The sequence below is a fragment of the Gordonia sp. IEGM753 genome (assembly GCF_050321825.1).
Taxonomy (GTDB): Bacteria; Pseudomonadota; Gammaproteobacteria; order Pseudomonadales; family Pseudomonadaceae; genus Aquipseudomonas.
In genome coordinates this window covers 183,019-198,365 of record NZ_JBNQGB010000001.1, presented here as the reverse complement: position 1 = coordinate 198,365, position 15,347 = coordinate 183,019, and the positions used below count along the sequence as shown (strand labels likewise).

Below are 15,347 nucleotides of genomic sequence, written 5' to 3'. Positions count from 1 at the left end.
TAAGCGGCGTGGCGACTTCAGTCATCGCGAGCAGGCTCGCTCCCACAGTTGATCGCATCCCAATGTGGGAGTCATCGTGAGCAAGCTCCCACAGTTGATCGCATTCCAATGTGGAAGTCATCGTGAGCAGGCTCCCACAGTTGATCGCATTCCAATGTGGGAGCGAGCCTGCTCGCGATGAGGCCATCAAATCCAGCCTAAAACCCACAGAGCTCACGCAACAGCGCGGTATCCAAATGCTGCTCCACCAGATCTGCGAGCCGTTCGATATCGCGCTCACGCAACGCGTGGTAATCCACCTCCGTTACATCCTGCAATCCCGCCCAGCGCAACAATGCGGAGCACGCCGCAGGTGACTCGAACAAGCCATGCAGGTAGGTGCCAAAAATTTGCCCGTCGTCACTTTGCGCACCGTCGCAGCGACCGTCATCCAGGTGCACTGCAGCATTTTCCAGGGCAGGACCGCTGGTCACGCCCGCATGAATTTCATAACCGCTGACCTCTGCATCTTCCAGCGCCAAACGACCGCGAACATTGCGCAGTTGCTTCTCTTCTTCAAGCTGAGTCTGGAACGCCAGCAAGCCCAAACCCGGGCTGGAGCCCGGCGCGCCTTCAAGGCCCAAAGGATCGTGCACCTGCTGGCCGAGCATTTGCAGGCCACCGCAAATCCCCAGCACTTTTCCGCCATAACGCAGATGACGCGTGATCGCCGCTTCCCAACCATTTGCCCGCAGGTACGCAAGATCGCTGCGCACGCTTTTCGAGCCGGGAAGAATGATCAGGTCCGCCGCCGGAATTGGCTGTCCGGGGCCGACAAATTGCAGGTCGACTTGCGGGTGCAAGCGCAGCGGATCGAAATCGGTGTGGTTGCTGATGCGCGGCAGCACCGGCACCACCACTTTCAGCACTTGATCGGCTTTGGCGGTCTGCCGCTGATCGATACCGTCTTCGGCCTCCAGGTGCAGGTCCATCACATACGGCAGCACACCGATCACCGGTTTGCCGGTGCGCTGCTGCAGCCAATCGAGGCCAGGTTGCAGCAGCGCGATGTCGCCGCGAAAGCGATTGATGATGAAGCCTTTGACCCGCGACTGCTCACTGGCCGAAAGCAGCTCCAGGGTGCCGACCAGATGGGCGAAAACCCCACCGCGATTAATGTCGGCAATCAGCACCACCGGGCAATCCACCGCTTCGGCGAAGCCCATGTTGGCGATGTCACCGGCACGCAGGTTGATCTCGGCAGGCGAGCCGGCGCCTTCGACCATCACCACCGGATACGCCGCACTCAGCCGCTGATGCGAGGCCAGCACCGCTTGCATCGCGATCGCTTTGTAATCGTGGTAGGCAACGGCGTTCATGGTCGTGACCGCACGCCCGTGGATGATCACTTGAGCACCCGTGTCACTGTTGGGCTTGAGCAACACCGGGTTCATGTCGGTGTGCGGCGCGAGGTTTGCAGCCTGGGCCTGCACGGCCTGCGCGCGGCCAATCTCGCCGCCGTCAGCGGTCACTGCGCTGTTGAGGGCCATGTTCTGCGGCTTGAATGGCACCACGGGCACGCCCTGACGCAATACCCAACGGCACAAAGCTGTCACCAGCGTGCTCTTACCGGCGTCGGACGTGGTGCCCTGCACCATCAACGTTGTCATTGGCTTTCCTTGGCATAGGCCTCGAAGGCTTGAGTGAGGCGTGCCCAATCTGCTTCATCGGCGGGCAGGCCAAATCGCACGCTGCTGTTGTGCGCAAACAAACGCAGCAGGATGCCGCGCCGGGCCATGAATTGATGCAATTGCTCCGCGTCGTCGGCAATCAGCCATTGAAACAGCGCGCAACCGCCATGAGGCGTGAAGCCAAAACGTTCGAGCAGGATGGCCAAGCGTTCGCTGGCCTGCTGCGTGCGAATCCGCTGCCGGGCCTGCGCTTCGGTATCCAGCAGGCAGGCCTGCCCCAGCACGCGTGTCGGGCCGCTGATAGCCCAGGGCCCGACTTGTTCGGCGAGCAACTTCAGCAACTTGCGCTCGGCCAGCACAAACCCCAACCGCACACCGGCCAGGCCGAAAAATTTGCCGAACGAGCGCAACACAATCAAACCCACGCGATTGGCAAACGGCGCCACGCTGAGAGCAGGCGTGTTGTCCATGAATGCCTCGTCTACCACCAACCAGCCACCGCGCTGCGCCAGACGCGCGTGCCAGTCGAGCAGACGATCTGGATCGACGCTCAGTCCAGTAGGGTTATTCGGATTGACCACTACCAGAACATCAAGGCTGTCGATGAAAAAGTCGACTTCCTGCTCAAGCACTTCGCGCACGACGTAGCCATTACGTCGCCACGCTTGCGCATGTTCCGCATAGCACGGCGACAACACACCCACCTTGCCGGCGCGACGTAAACGCGGCAGCAACTGAATGGCCATTTGCGAACCGGCCACCGGCAGCACATGGGCCGCGCCGTAATACTCACACGCGGCCTGCTCCAGACCGTCGTCGGTTTCCGGCAATCTCGCCCACGCCCGCAGTGGAATCTGCGGAACCGCAAATGGCCATGGCGCCAGGCCAGTAGAGAGGTCAAGCCAATCTGCTTCGGCGATGCCGTAATCGAGCGCCGCCTGACGCAACCGACCACCGTGTTCAAGCATAGAATTCAGACCCCACACACAGAATTAGCAGCCATAACCATACCCCGCGCTGAACCAATTGCCAGCCTCGGTCGATGGAATCTGCATCTGCCGGAACACCTTCACCCAATTGCGGGCGCTGGTGCAGTTCACCGTGGTAAATCGCCGCCCCGCCCAACTCGACGCCAAGCGCACCGGCACCTGCAGCCATGACCGGACCGGCATTCGGGCTGTCCCAGGTCGGGCCTTGAGTGCGCCAGCATTTGAGTGCGAGTCGAGTCTTGCCCAGCAACGCGTAGGTCAACGCCACCAATCGTGCAGGAATGTAGTTAAGAACATCATCGATTTTTGCCGCTGCCCAGCCGAAACGCTCGAAACGTTCGTTGCGATAACCCCACATCGCATCCAGCGTATTGCTCAACCGGTAGAGCACCACACCCGGCACGCCGGCCACGGCAAACCAGAACAACGCCGCAAACACCGCGTCACTGCCATTTTCCAACACGGATTCGGTGGCAGCACGGGCGACTTCGGTCTTATCCAGTTCACTGGTCTGACGGCTGACCAGATAACCCACGCGTTTGCGCGCCTCGTCAAGATCATCGCTGCGCAACGCCTTGGCAACCGGTTCGACATGTTCACCGAGGCTGCGCATGCCGAGCGCGCAATACAGCGCAAGAATCTCGACGATCCAACCGACGTAAGGCGCCCAGGAAAACGCCGTGGCCAGCAAGGTCAGCGGCAACACGGCAATCACCCAGGCTGTGACACCGTGACTGCGCCAGCCACGACCACCACTGTTGAAACGTTGCTCGATGCGGTCGGCAAAACGGCCGAACGCCACCAGCGGATGCCAGCGTTTGGGCTCACCCAGCAGCGCATCCAGCGCAACTGCAGCGACACTCAATAACGCCACACTCATTGACTCTCTCCCCAGTAATTCTCATACAGCAAATCGCTCAGCGGACGCGCCTGCGCCCAACCTTCAAGTACCAGCATCGGCGCCGGATAAAACGCTTTGACCGGCCCCAGGCAAAGTACCGCCACCGGTTTGGCACCCGCGGGCAATCCCAGCAAATCCGCCAACGCCTGTGGCTCGAACAACGACACCCAACCCATGCCCAAACCTTCAACGCGGGACGCCAGCCACAGGTTTTGAATGGCGCAGGACAGCGAAGCAATGTCCATTTCGGGCAATGTACGACGGCCGAAGATATGCCGCTCGCGATCGTCCATCAGCGCAGCCACCAGCACTTCGGCGCAATCGTTGATGCCTTCGACTTTGAGCTTCATAAATTCATCTGTACGCTCCCCGAGCGCTTCGGCGGTGCGGACGCGCTCCTCCTCGACCAACGCCTGAATCTTGCTGCGCAAGCCGCGATCACTGATGCGGATGAACCGCCAAGGCTGCATCAGGCCGACACTTGGCGCCTGATGCGCAGCTTCGAGCAGGCGCCGAAGCAACTCGGGCTCGACGCTGCCGCCGCTGAAGTGACGCATGTCGCGGCGTTCGGCGATGGCTCGGTAGACAGCCGCGCGTTCGGCTTCGGAAAATGCGTTGTCGATCATGGCCTCTTCGCGAGCAAGTCGGCCTCATGATCAGGCACAAACAATGCGGCTACAGCGCTCGGGTTCGACGGAAAATAGAAGTGCACATAGGACGCGGTCATCCGCCCTTCGCGATAAACCGCCTCGGCGCCGCGCCCGCCATTCGGGCTCAAGCCTCGGGTAATGGGTTCAAGTTCGGTCGTGGTCAACGAGTGATGGTAGGTGTGACCGCGCAGGGAGCCTTCGGGCAGTTCGACCGCTTGCAGCGCCAACGCGGCCAGGCGCTTTTGCATCACCGCATCCCCGGCCAGCAAACCGACCAATTGTGCGCGGGTACCTTCGACATCGGTCAGCGAATCCAGCAGGTAAAGCATGCCGCCACATTCTGCCAACAACGGTTTGCCCGCCGCATGGTGTGCACGAATCGCCTGCAGCATCGTGAGGTTCTGCGACAACGCCACATGGTGCAATTCCGGGTAGCCGCCAGGCAGATAAAGGCTGTCGGCCTGGGGCAATTGCGCATCACGGATCGGCGAGAAAAACACCAACTCGGCGCCCATCGCTCGCAGCAGATCCAGACTTGCGCCATAGGTAAAGGCAAAGGCTTCGTCACGCGCCACCGCGATACGCACGCCGGCCAACAACGGTTCGGCGGCGATTACATCCGGCGCCGCAAACTCGACGGCCGGTGGTAGCGCTACCTCACAGCTGCTGGCCAGCGCATTGGCGGCGGCATCGAGGCGCAGGTCGAGGTCGTTGAGTTCGCTGGCCTGAACCAGACCCAAGTGGCGGCTTGGCAACTCGATCCCGGTTTCTCGCGACAAGGCGCCATACCAACGCAAACCTTCGGTCAGGCTGCCTTCCAGCAATTGTGCATGGCGCACAGTGCCAACGCGGTTGGCCAACACACCGGCAAACGGCAAGTCCGGTTGATAACGCGCCAACCCCAAGGCCAGCGCACCGAACGTCTGGGCCATTGCGGTGCCGTCGATCACACCCAGCACCGGTACCCCGAAATGCCGCGCGAGGTCTGCGCTGGACGGCGTGCCGTCGAACAAACCCATCACGCCTTCGATAAGAATCAGGTCGGCCTCAGCGGCCGCTTCCCACAACAGTCGGCGACTTTCCTGCTCGCCGACCATCCACATGTCCAGCTGATAGACCGGCGCACCGCTGGCGCGCTCGAGAATCATCGGGTCCAGAAAATCGGGTCCGCATTTGAACACGCGAACCTTGCGCCCCTGATTGCGATGCAAACGGGCCAGCGCAGCAGTAACGGTGGTCTTGCCCTGACCGGAGGCCGGCGCGGCAATCAATACCGCCGGGCAATGACGTGGTTGGCTCACAGTTCTACGCCTTTTTGCGCCTTGATCCCGGCCTGGAAGGCATGTTTGATCACGCCCATTTCGGTGACTGTGTCGGCCAGCTCAATCATTTCCGGCTTCGCGCCACGACCGGTCACAACCACATGCTGCATCGGCGGTCGCGCCTGCAAATCACTGAGCACCTGATCGAGGTCGAGGTAACCGTGCTTCAGCGCGATGTTCAGCTCATCCAGCACGACCAGGCCGATGGACGGGTCGCTGAGCAGTTCACGGGAAACGACCCACGCAGCCTCGGCGGCAGCGATATCACGCTGACGATCCTGGGTTTCCCAGGTGAAGCCCTCGCCCATCACATGAAACCGCACCTGCTCGGGAAACCGCCGAAAGAACAGCTCTTCGCCAGTGCTGTTACGGCCCTTGATGAACTGCACGACGCCGCACTGCATGCCGTGGCCCATCGAGCGCGCCAGCATGCCGAAGGCCGAGCTGCTTTTGCCTTTGCCGTTGCCGGTCAACACCAGCAGCAGCCCGCATTCATTCGGGGAGTTGGCGATTCGTTCGTCAATCACGGCTTTCTTGCGCAACATGCGCGCCAAATGGCGTTCGTCACGATCGGGGGTGTCAGTCATTGGGGGAGCTCTCCGTTGAGGCTGGATAACGGCGGGCAGGCACAAGAATAGATGGCGTGAAGCCTGGCATCGCCCACCGTGATGCCGCTGGATGGATCAGGCCGGTCTCCGGGCTCATGAGCGGCTCGCGGCCTGACTGCGCGCCTTCCCGCATCGGTAATCGACACAGTGGCTTAAAGCACAGTTTTCACTCATTTACCGTTGCGGGGGCAGCGCCGGGATCGTGACCCTTTCTTCAATTGAAAAAGCGACTCACCGGCTTCCCTGTTTCACTCTGTCGACCAAGGCCACAGAGCACCTGAAACAAGCCGCGAAGGTTAGAGGGTTGGGGATGGAGCGTCAATTAAAGCCGGGCGACCGCTGAGCGAATAACTGCCCCTAATCAATTATCTGACGCCAATCTTGTGCCACACTCTGCGCAGTGATATCAAATAGCCATACATCAACACACAATAATAAGGGTGAGCAACATGCAAGGCATGATCATCAGCAATCCGAAGCTGGAATTCCTGCGTCCGATGCTGGAGCGTTGGTTCGACTGCATCGACCGTTACAACGCTGTGCGCGGCGATAACGATGCGCCGTACTGGCATGATGAAAAAGCCAATCTGGGTTTGCTTTCGGCGGCTGCCTGGATGGCAGAAATGGTCACCCTGCAACACACACCTACCCGCAAACAAACCGAAGATGGCGAGCGCAACGGTCGTGCCGATTTGTTGATCGCCAGCAGCGAACAACGCGCTTACCTTCAGACCACGCAACGCTGGCCACGGGTCAATGGTTTGAATGTGACTCAGGCGTTGGCCGACATCACCAGCGATGCAAAAAGAATCAGCTACGCCAGCGACCTGAAACTGGGTTGCCTGTTTGTGGCCCCACAAAAAACCCAACACAGCACGACCCCGGAAGAACTCCAGGACATGGTCGATGACCTGCAAAAAGAAAACACCTGCGCCGTCGCCTGGTATTTCCCCTACGCCTATCGCAAGTTGCGCAACGAAGCTGGCCAGTATCATCCGGGCATCGCCGTACTCTTCAAGGAAGCACGGGGCTGACAGGTGGAACCATCGCGCCGTGAAACTTCTCTACTGAACACTCCAGTGCACTCATAGGGAAGATCAGCATGCGCAAGCCCCAGCTCGTTTTTGTCATCGTGCTCGCCGGAGGGCTTGCCGCCTGCGGTGAATCCTCCGGGCTTCAGGTCTCCGACGGCACCGGGCCGTCACCCAAACTGCCAGAGCCGAACAAAACACTTATCCCGACGGTGAACATCGCGCCGGCGATTGGCTGGAGCGATGGCGCCATGCCAACCGCAGCGGCGGGCATGAAAGTGGGTGCATTTGCCGAGAACCTCGACCACCCACGCTGGCTGTACGTGTTGCCCAATGGCGATGTGCTGGTGGCAGAAACCAACGCCCCGCCCAAACCCGACGACTCGAGCGGCATCCGTGGTTGGGTCATGAAAAAAGTGATGGGCCGTGCTGGCGCCGGTGTGCCCAGTGCCAACCGAATCACACTGCTGCGAGACAAGGACCACGACGGCATCGCCGAAACGCGCACCGTGTTCCTGGAAAACCTGAATTCGCCTTTTGGCATGGCACTGGTCGGCAATGACCTTTACATCGCCGACTCCGACAAGTTGATCCGGTTTCCCTATCAGGACGGCGAAACATCGATCACCGCACAACCGACCAAAGTCGTCGACTTACCGGGTGGCACGATCAACCATCACTGGACCAAAAACGTAATTGCCAGCAAGGACGGCAGCAAGCTGTACGTGACGGTGGGCTCCAATAGCAACGTAGGCGAAAACGGCCTGGCTGCCGAGGAAGGTCGGGCAGCAATATGGGAAGTGGATCGCGCTACCGGCAATCACCGGATTTTCGCCTCCGGCCTGCGCAACCCTAACGGCATGGGCTGGGAACCCACCAGCGGCGCATTGTGGACATCGGTCAACGAGCGTGACGAGATTGGCAGCGATCTGGTGCCGGACTACATTACGTCGGTCAAGGACGGGGCATTCTATGGCTGGCCGTTCAGCTATTACGGGCAGCATGTCGATGTGCGTGTGTCACCGCAAAACCCGGACCTTGTCGCCAAGGCAATCGCTCCGGACTATGCCGTCGGCCCGCATACCGCCTCACTGGGTATGACCTTTGCCGAAGGCAGCACACTGCCGGCACCCTTTACCCAAGGCGCATTTGTAAGCCAGCACGGTTCCTGGAACCGTAAACCGCACAGTGGCTATAAAGTAATTTTTGTACCGTTCGCTGCCGGCAAGCCGAATGGGCAACCGGTGGACGTGCTGACCGGTTTCCTCAGCGCCGACGAGAAAGCCATGGGCCGTCCCGTCGGTGTGGTGATCGATAAGCAAGGTGATTTGCTGGTTGCCGACGATGTTGGCAACAAGGTGTGGCGCGTTTCAACAACCCGATAACGTCAACGTCAGCGCAACCGGAGCCTATGGATTACGTGCCAGATGCTCTGGTTGCAGAACGCGTTTGGCGCTCAGGTAGGCTTTCTGCCAATAGGCTTTTGACAGACTGTCGAGTTTCACCGTACCGCCAGTGGCAGGCGCATGCACAAAGCGCCCTTCGCCAACGTAGATCCCGGCATGACTGACTTGTGAGCCGCCATTGGTGGCGAAGAAGATAAGGTCACCGGTTTGCAAACCATCCTTGCCGACATCTGGCGCCTGCATGCCGATCATCTCGCGCGTGGAGCGTGGCAGCGTGATGCCCGCGACGTCGTGATAGACGTAGCCGATCAAGCCACTGCAATCGAAGCCGGAATCAGGCGTGTTGCCGCCCCAACGGTAAGGCGTGCCCACCAGGCCAAGCGCGCGAAAAAGCACGTCTTGCGCTTCGGGCGAAAACGGTTGGGCAGGACTGAAAACGATGGGCGCACGAATCACCGGCGCAGGTGGCGGTGTGCGGCTGGCACAAGCGCTGAGCAGCGCTGCGAAGAACATGATTGTGAGGCGGGCCGAGGTCGTCATAAGCAGAACATCCTGATCTAACTGCGGCTTTTTCCGTCAGGAAGACAGAAAAGAAAACCGCCTGCGCGTTGCGCAGGCGGTTTGCCATCAATAATAGATATGGATTCTAGCGGCTACGCGCCAAACTTCAAGTAAGACTTTAACTTCACCTTACTTTCAGTGTGCTTACTTGCGAGCAGTGACCACGGTCGGTGCCATGGCGAGGGCCCGTTTGGCTTCAATGAAGGTCTTGCTCCAGTAGCTGTCGCCCAGGCTATCGACCCGGACACCACCGCTGCGGCGGCTGCTGGAGTGGATGAACTGGTCATCGCCAAGGTAGATACCCGCATGGCTGACACGACCGCGACGACCGTTGGTTGCGAAGAACAGCAAGTCGCCAGGTTTGAGGTTGCTGCGTGAAACCAGCGGCGCATCAACGTTGATCATTTCGCGCGTGGAGCGTGGCAAGTTCATGCCGGCTTCTTCACGAAACAGGTAACCGATGAAACCGCTGCAGTCGAAACCGGCTTCAGAGGTACCACCGAAACGGTAACGGGTACCGATCAGGGACATGCCACGTTCGAGAATGCTGTCGGCCAGAACCGGAAGCTTGTAGGACTTGCCATCGGCGAAGTCTGCGAGCTCGTTTTCGGTGGCCTTTTCTTCTTGCTCGAGATCTTTCTGATAGAGAGCGGAAGATTGAGCGGTAGCGGTGTTTTTAACCTGCTGCTGGGGCGCTTGCTCGGACACTGGAGAGTGAGCGGCGCAACCGAACAACAGGGTGACGAGTGCGAGAGGCACGAGGGGTGCGAAGCGATTTAGCATGGGCACGACCGTGGCTGAAAGTTGTAAAGAAGCCGAGACTATGCCCGCTATCAACCTCATTTGCAAATTCAATCGAACTTTATGTGACTTATCGGTTTCCCGTTTACATCTAAGCGCTTAAGCCCCTTTTAAACTGTTACGCGCCCTGCAACCTTCAGGAAAGCGGGTTTTCTGACGCCTGGAATATGCCGAAACCCAATAAAACCGGCGGTTTGCGACGTAGCTACCAGCCCAGGGTTTCTTTCAAAAAAGGGATCGTCAGCTTGCGCTGAGCTTGAAGGGACGCCTGATCGAGGCGTTCAAGCAGCTCGAAAAGTGCGCTCATGCTGCGCGTACCACGGGTCAGGATGAAATGCCCCACTTCGTCCGTCAGGTGCAATCCACGGCGAGAGGCGCGCAGTTGCAGTGCACGCAGCTTGTCTTCGTCGGAGAGCGGGCGCATTTGGAAGATCAGTGCCAGGGTCAGGCGGGATTTGAGGTCTGCCAGCTTCACCGGCAATTCGCGCGGGGAAGTCGAAGCCGCAATCAACAGACGTCGACCGCTATCACGCAACCGATTGAACAGATGGAACAGCGCCTCTTCCCAATCCGCACGGCCGGCGACTGCCTGCAAATCATCCAGGCAAACCAGTTCGTATTGTTCGAGGTTATCGAGAATACCAATACCGCGGTCCAGCAACTCGGCCAGCGGCAGGTATACCGCAGGCTCGCCAAGTTGTTCGAAGCGCAGGCAGGCAGCCTGCAATAGATGTGTACGCCCTACCCCGTCCTTGCCCCACAGGTAAATCAGGCTCTCGGTCCAGCCGGCGTCGGCTTCGCAGAGACGCTCGACATAGCCGAGTGCAGCGGCATTGGCGCCTGGGTAGTAGTTGATAAAGGTAGCGTCATCACGCAGACGCACACCTAGGGGCAGCTGAATCGGTTTCATGCTGACTGAACAGTTCCTACGGAACCGTTAGTGGCCTCTGTGTAAAGTTTGCGAAGTTTATACCCGTGAAGCTGGCCGCACAATGCGACAGACCACAAGCAAAATCAAAGGTTTGCGTTAACACACTGGTTTTATGACAGTAAATTTGGCGGTCTGTACAACGCTTGTGGGCCAACCCGGGGTCTAACCGGGTCGCCCGCAAGGCACTGTCGTCAATGGTTACAGCTCAGGCTCATCAGTGCCGCTGTACATATCAGAATCTTTATACAAATCATGCATATGGCGCACCAGCACCATGATCACTGCCGCCACCGGCAGCGCCAGCAACACCCCGGTGAAACCGAACAGTTCGCCGCCCGCAAGAATCGCGAAGATCACTGCCACGGGATGCAAACCAATCCGGTCACCTACCAATAGCGGTGTCAGCACCATGCCTTCAAGTGCCTGACCCACCATGAACACCGCGACGATGCCAATCATCGGGTACAGGTCACCACCGAACTGGAACAACCCGGCAATCAACGCCGCGCCAATCCCGATCACGAACCCCATGTACGGCACGATGGCCGCCAAACCGGCAATCAGGCCGATCAGCAGTCCCAACTCCAGCCCTACCAGCATCAGTCCGGCGGCATAAATCACACCCAGTGCCAGCATCACCAACAATTGCCCGCGCACGAACGCGCCGAGCACTTCGTGACATTCACCGGCCAGCGACACAATGCGCTCTTCACGATCACGCGGCAGCAGGCTGCGGATCTTAGCCATCATCACGTCCCAGTCCCGCAGCAGATAGAAGCTCACCACCGGAATCAGCACCAGGTTCGCCAACCAGCCAATCACCGCCAGGCTCGACGCCGTGGCCTGGCTCAGCACCACACCGACAATGTCAGTGGTCTGTCCCATGTGCTCGCTGATCGCGGCCTTGAGCTTGTCGAACTTCCAGAAGCCATCCGACAGCCCGAACTTCGATTGCGCCCACGGCAATGCAGTGTGCTGCAACCAATCAAGCATCTGCGGCGCCAGCTCATACAATCGGAATAATTGCTTGGCGAGCATCGGCACCAACACCAGCAACAGCGTGGTGAAGATCAAGGTGAACAACGCAAAGACTGCGACCACACCCCAGGTCCGCGACAGCCCGGCCCTCTCCAGCCGGTCAACCAATGGGTCGAACAGGTAGGCCAGCAACAACGCCACCAGAAACGGCGTCAGGATCGGATGCAACAGCCAGACAAACGCGCAGAGCAGGACCACCCCACCCAACCAGAACCAACGCCGCGTATCGGCCATGTATCACTCCTGCTTCTATATAAGGAAAGAAAACTTACCAGCGAAACCGCAATTGCGGCGTTGGGGCTGGGGTTGGCGCGGCGACAGGCGCGGAGCCATCGGCGACCGGTTGCACTGACGTCGAAGGCGCAGGTGCTTCACCTGCAGGCACCTCCTGCAATTTGGCCAGCGACAATTGCGACTTCAACTGTTCGGGACTGCCATTGACCCGATAAAGAATGCGGTCACCGTCGACGCTTTGCAGGCGCGCATTAAAAGGCTCCAGCAAATGGCCCAGTGCTGCGTAACGTTCCAGATTCATGCCTTGCACTTCCAGCAGTTGCTCACCCGACGCTCCTGGCTTTACCACAAACCGTGGTGCCAAACGCTCGCTGACGGCCAGCATTACCGCATCAGTGACTGCGGCCTGATCGGCGCCTTGTACGCTGCCGGCCTCTTTCTGATCGCCTAGCCACAAATGCCACTTGGCCTGCCACTGGCCGCCCTCTTCGCGGGCATGCACTGCCAGCAAGGCATCAGCGTTGTAACGTTCCGACGCGGCGCGCAATGGGGTCGCATCGTTGCCTTCAAGATTCGGCGCCGTGGCAACCAATTGCTCACTGAGGTCCGCCAACGGTAAACGCAATGGCAAGCCGCGATGTTGCGCCGCACGACGTAGCGGCGCCGCACCGGACTGAGCATCACCGACCAGGTTTGAACCCTCGGTGGCGTCGTTCAGCCACCAGGCAAGAATCGAAGGCCGATTGGCTCCCCACAGCGACAGCCCGGCACGGCGCAAGGCCTGCTCGGTGCTGGCCGGGTCGAAATCAACCTTCAGCACTTCAGGCGGGCCGGCATCGAAGCCGTATTGACTGATGATCTGTTGCGGGTCTTTGCGAATGGCGGCCAACCCCGGATTTTGCGCGGCCTTGGGATCACCAGTGAGGCGCAGCACCAGAGTATCGAGCGCCTCTTGTGTAGCTTGATCGCGCACTTCAGTGGACTGACCACTGACAGGCTGGCGCACTTGATACAGATTTTTCACGGCTTCGGCGTGACTTGCCAGGCTGACAAGCGACAAGCAGCCCGCGAAGATGAATTTAGAAAAAAAACGCATGAAAGATTCCTGGCAACAAAAAGCGGCTGGAACTGACCGCATGAATACGATCGAGCAAGGCTGTGACCATCACCCGACGCAAAACATTCACACGACCTCGAGAGTTTTTAGCACTGTCATAACGATAGACGGTTAATAGCGATACCTTATACAGCCATGGAAGTGGCGACCAACACGGGCAATATCATTTTTTTTATTACGATATGCCCCTGCCGTCGGCCTGAGGATGGCCGCTGCCCCTCAAGCCTGATAAAATCGCGCGCCTTCGCAGACCGGCAACAGCCGGGCACCCCGGAATTCGCGCATGGCTCTCGCCTTCGTCTGTTTCGGCGGTCCCACTGGACTCGGTCGTTACCCCTGAATCCCCCCTAAAGGCCTGGATCATGAGCAAGCAACCCTCCCTGAGCTACAAGGACGCCGGTGTAGACATCGACGCCGGTGAAGCATTGGTCGAACGCATCAAGAGCGTCGCCAAGCGCACTGCGCGCCCGGAAGTCATGGGCGGCCTGGGCGGTTTCGGCGCCCTCTGCGAAATCCCGGCCGGCTACAAGCAGCCCGTGCTGGTTTCCGGCACTGACGGCGTCGGCACCAAGCTGCGCCTGGCGCTGAACCTGAACAAACACGACAGCATCGGCATCGACCTGGTTGCCATGTGCGTCAACGACCTGGTGGTGTGTGGCGCCGAGCCGCTGTTCTTCCTCGACTACTATGCCACCGGCAAACTGAACGTCGAAACCGCCACCCAAGTGGTGACCGGCATTGGCGCGGGTTGCGAACTGTCCGGTTGCTCCCTGGTCGGCGGCGAAACCGCTGAAATGCCAGGCATGTACGAAGGCGAAGACTACGACCTGGCTGGTTTCTGCGTTGGCGTCGTGGAGAAATCCGAAATCATCGACGGCTCCAAAGTGGCTGCCGGCGACGCCCTGCTTGCCCTGCCTTCTTCCGGCCCGCACTCCAACGGCTACTCGCTGATCCGCAAGATCATCGAAGTGTCCGGTGCAGACATCGAAAACATCCAGCTCGACGGCAAACCGCTGACCGACCTGCTGATGGCCCCAACCCGTATCTACGTGAAGCCGTTGCTCAAGCTGATCAAAGACACCGGCGCGGTCAAAGCCATGGCCCACATTACCGGTGGCGGCCTGCTGGACAACATCCCGCGCGTACTGCCAAAAGGCGCTCAAGCGGTGGTTGATGTGGCTAGCTGGACGCGCCCTGCCGTGTTCGACTGGCTGCAAGAAAAAGGCAACGTCGACGAAAACGAAATGCACCGCGTACTGAACTGCGGCGTTGGCATGGTGATCTGCGTCGCTCAAGAGCACGTCGAAACCGCGTTGAATGTACTGCGTGAAGCCGGCGAGCAGCCTTGGGTCATCGGCCAGATCTCTACCGCTGCCGAAGGCGCAGCTTCGGTCGTACTGAATAACCTCAAGGCACACTAATGCAAGAGCGGATGCCCGCCACCTGTGATGTCGTGGTGCTGCTTTCCGGCACCGGCAGTAACTTGCAGGCCTTGATCGACAGCACGCGGATCGGCAACAGCCCGGTCCGCATCGCTGCGGTGATTTCCAACCGCGCCGACGCCTACGGTTTGCAACGCGCCAGGGATGCGGGTATCGAAACCCGCTCCCTGGATCACAAGGCTTTCGAAGGCCGCGAGGCCTTCGATGCCGCGTTGATCGAACTGATCGACGCCTTCAACCCCAAACTCGTGGTACTCGCCGGTTTCATGCGCATTCTCAGCGCTGATTTCGTGCGTCACTATCAGGGTCGCCTGCTTAACATCCATCCCTCGCTGCTGCCCAAGTACAAAGGGTTACACACCCATCAGCGCGCGCTGGACGCTGGCGATACCGAGCACGGCTGCTCCGTGCACTTCGTCACCGAGGAACTCGATGGCGGACCACTGGTCGTACAGGCAGTAATACCGGTAGAGTTACACGATTCGCCGCACAGTCTGGCGCAGCGAGTTCACACCCAGGAACACCTGATCTACCCGATGGCCGTGCGCTGGTTTGCCGAAGGTCGTGTATCACTCGGCGAACAAGGTGCTTTACTGGACGGCAAGTTACTCGCGGCCAGCGGCCACTTGATTCGACCCTAGGAGAT

General features: G+C 59.4%; 15 protein-coding genes and 1 riboswitch. Of the genes, 4 read left to right on the top strand and 11 right to left on the bottom strand.

Features of this window, described 5'->3' with window-relative positions; genetic code table 11:
* Window positions 1-197 precede the first annotated feature (197 nt).
* From ACQR3R_RS00905 to cobO, 6 genes are read right to left on the bottom strand one after another with little or no spacing between them, the layout of a single operon-like run.
* Window positions 198-1,649: a cobyric acid synthase gene (locus tag ACQR3R_RS00905; RefSeq protein ID WP_428270019.1), complete on the bottom strand. Its 1,452-nt coding sequence runs from the start codon at window positions 1,647-1,649 to the stop codon at window positions 198-200.
* Window positions 1,646-2,638 carry a threonine-phosphate decarboxylase CobD gene (gene cobD, locus ACQR3R_RS00900; protein ID WP_428270018.1) on the bottom strand — a complete coding sequence of 331 codons (993 nt, stop codon included), beginning with the start codon at window positions 2,636-2,638 and terminating at the stop codon, window positions 1,646-1,648. The genes ACQR3R_RS00905 and cobD overlap by 4 nt, the downstream gene beginning before the upstream one ends.
* Window positions 2,631-3,539 carry an adenosylcobinamide-phosphate synthase CbiB gene (gene cbiB / locus ACQR3R_RS00895; protein WP_428270017.1) on the bottom strand — a complete coding sequence of 303 codons (909 nt, stop codon included), beginning with the start codon at window positions 3,537-3,539 and terminating at the stop codon, window positions 2,631-2,633. Before cbiB ends, cobD begins: the two co-directional genes overlap by 8 nt.
* Window positions 3,536-4,186 carry a 5,6-dimethylbenzimidazole synthase gene (gene bluB, locus ACQR3R_RS00890; protein WP_428270016.1) on the bottom strand — a complete coding sequence of 217 codons (651 nt, stop codon included), beginning with the start codon at window positions 4,184-4,186 and terminating at the stop codon, window positions 3,536-3,538. The genes cbiB and bluB overlap by 4 nt, the downstream gene beginning before the upstream one ends.
* Window positions 4,183-5,511, bottom strand: coding sequence for a cobyrinic acid a,c-diamide synthase CobB (locus tag ACQR3R_RS00885; RefSeq protein ID WP_428270015.1), 1,329 nt, complete (start codon window positions 5,509-5,511; stop codon window positions 4,183-4,185). Before ACQR3R_RS00885 ends, bluB begins: the two co-directional genes overlap by 4 nt.
* On the bottom strand, window positions 5,508-6,119 hold the full coding sequence (gene cobO, locus ACQR3R_RS00880; protein WP_428270014.1) for a cob(I)yrinic acid a,c-diamide adenosyltransferase: 612 nt from the start codon (window positions 6,117-6,119) through the stop codon (window positions 5,508-5,510). The genes ACQR3R_RS00885 and cobO overlap by 4 nt, the downstream gene beginning before the upstream one ends.
* An 82-nt stretch (window positions 6,120-6,201) precedes the next feature.
* Window positions 6,202-6,436: riboswitch (cobalamin riboswitch) on the bottom strand.
* A gap of 153 nt (window positions 6,437-6,589) precedes the next feature.
* Here cobO and ACQR3R_RS00875 point away from each other — a divergent pair.
* Both ACQR3R_RS00875 and ACQR3R_RS00870 read left to right on the top strand, forming a co-directional pair.
* On the top strand, window positions 6,590-7,174 hold the full coding sequence (locus tag ACQR3R_RS00875) for a hypothetical protein (protein WP_428270013.1): 585 nt from the start codon (window positions 6,590-6,592) through the stop codon (window positions 7,172-7,174).
* Window positions 7,175-7,242: 68 nt separating this feature from the next.
* Window positions 7,243-8,556 (top strand): PQQ-dependent sugar dehydrogenase, encoded by a 1,314-nt coding sequence (locus tag ACQR3R_RS00870; protein ID WP_428270012.1) that lies wholly within the window; start codon window positions 7,243-7,245, stop codon window positions 8,554-8,556.
* A 24-nt stretch (window positions 8,557-8,580) separates the two neighbouring features.
* Here the strand turns inward: ACQR3R_RS00870 and ACQR3R_RS00865 are convergent, their stop codons facing one another.
* The 5 genes from ACQR3R_RS00865 to ACQR3R_RS00845 all read right to left on the bottom strand — a co-directional run bounded on the left by ACQR3R_RS00865 (window position 8,581) and on the right by ACQR3R_RS00845 (window position 13,238).
* Window positions 8,581-9,117, bottom strand: a complete 537-nt coding sequence (locus ACQR3R_RS00865) for an NlpC/P60 family protein (protein WP_428270011.1) — start codon at window positions 9,115-9,117, stop codon at window positions 8,581-8,583.
* Between the two features lie 165 nt (window positions 9,118-9,282).
* Window positions 9,283-9,921, bottom strand: a complete 639-nt coding sequence (locus tag ACQR3R_RS00860) for an NlpC/P60 family protein (protein ID WP_428270010.1) — start codon at window positions 9,919-9,921, stop codon at window positions 9,283-9,285.
* A 223-nt stretch (window positions 9,922-10,144) separates the two neighbouring features.
* Window positions 10,145-10,849: a DnaA regulatory inactivator Hda gene (gene hda, locus ACQR3R_RS00855; protein ID WP_150581685.1), complete on the bottom strand. Its 705-nt coding sequence runs from the start codon at window positions 10,847-10,849 to the stop codon at window positions 10,145-10,147.
* A gap of 219 nt (window positions 10,850-11,068) precedes the next feature.
* The gene (locus ACQR3R_RS00850; RefSeq protein ID WP_428270009.1) at window positions 11,069-12,142 is read right to left on the bottom strand and encodes an AI-2E family transporter; all 1,074 of its coding nucleotides are present in this window, start codon (window positions 12,140-12,142) and stop codon (window positions 11,069-11,071) included.
* 34 nt (window positions 12,143-12,176) lie between these two features.
* Window positions 12,177-13,238, bottom strand: coding sequence for a DUF2066 domain-containing protein (locus ACQR3R_RS00845; RefSeq protein WP_428270008.1), 1,062 nt, complete (start codon window positions 13,236-13,238; stop codon window positions 12,177-12,179).
* Window positions 13,239-13,621: 383 nt separating this feature from the next.
* Between ACQR3R_RS00845 and purM the strand changes: the two genes are divergently transcribed.
* Window positions 13,622-14,680: a phosphoribosylformylglycinamidine cyclo-ligase gene (gene purM / locus ACQR3R_RS00840; protein WP_428270007.1), complete on the top strand. Its 1,059-nt coding sequence runs from the start codon at window positions 13,622-13,624 to the stop codon at window positions 14,678-14,680.
* Between the two features lie 11 nt (window positions 14,681-14,691).
* Entirely contained in the window at window positions 14,692-15,342 is a 651-nt protein-coding gene (gene purN, locus ACQR3R_RS00835) for a phosphoribosylglycinamide formyltransferase (RefSeq protein ID WP_428270006.1), read from the top strand.
* Window positions 15,343-15,347: the final 5 nt, after the last annotated feature.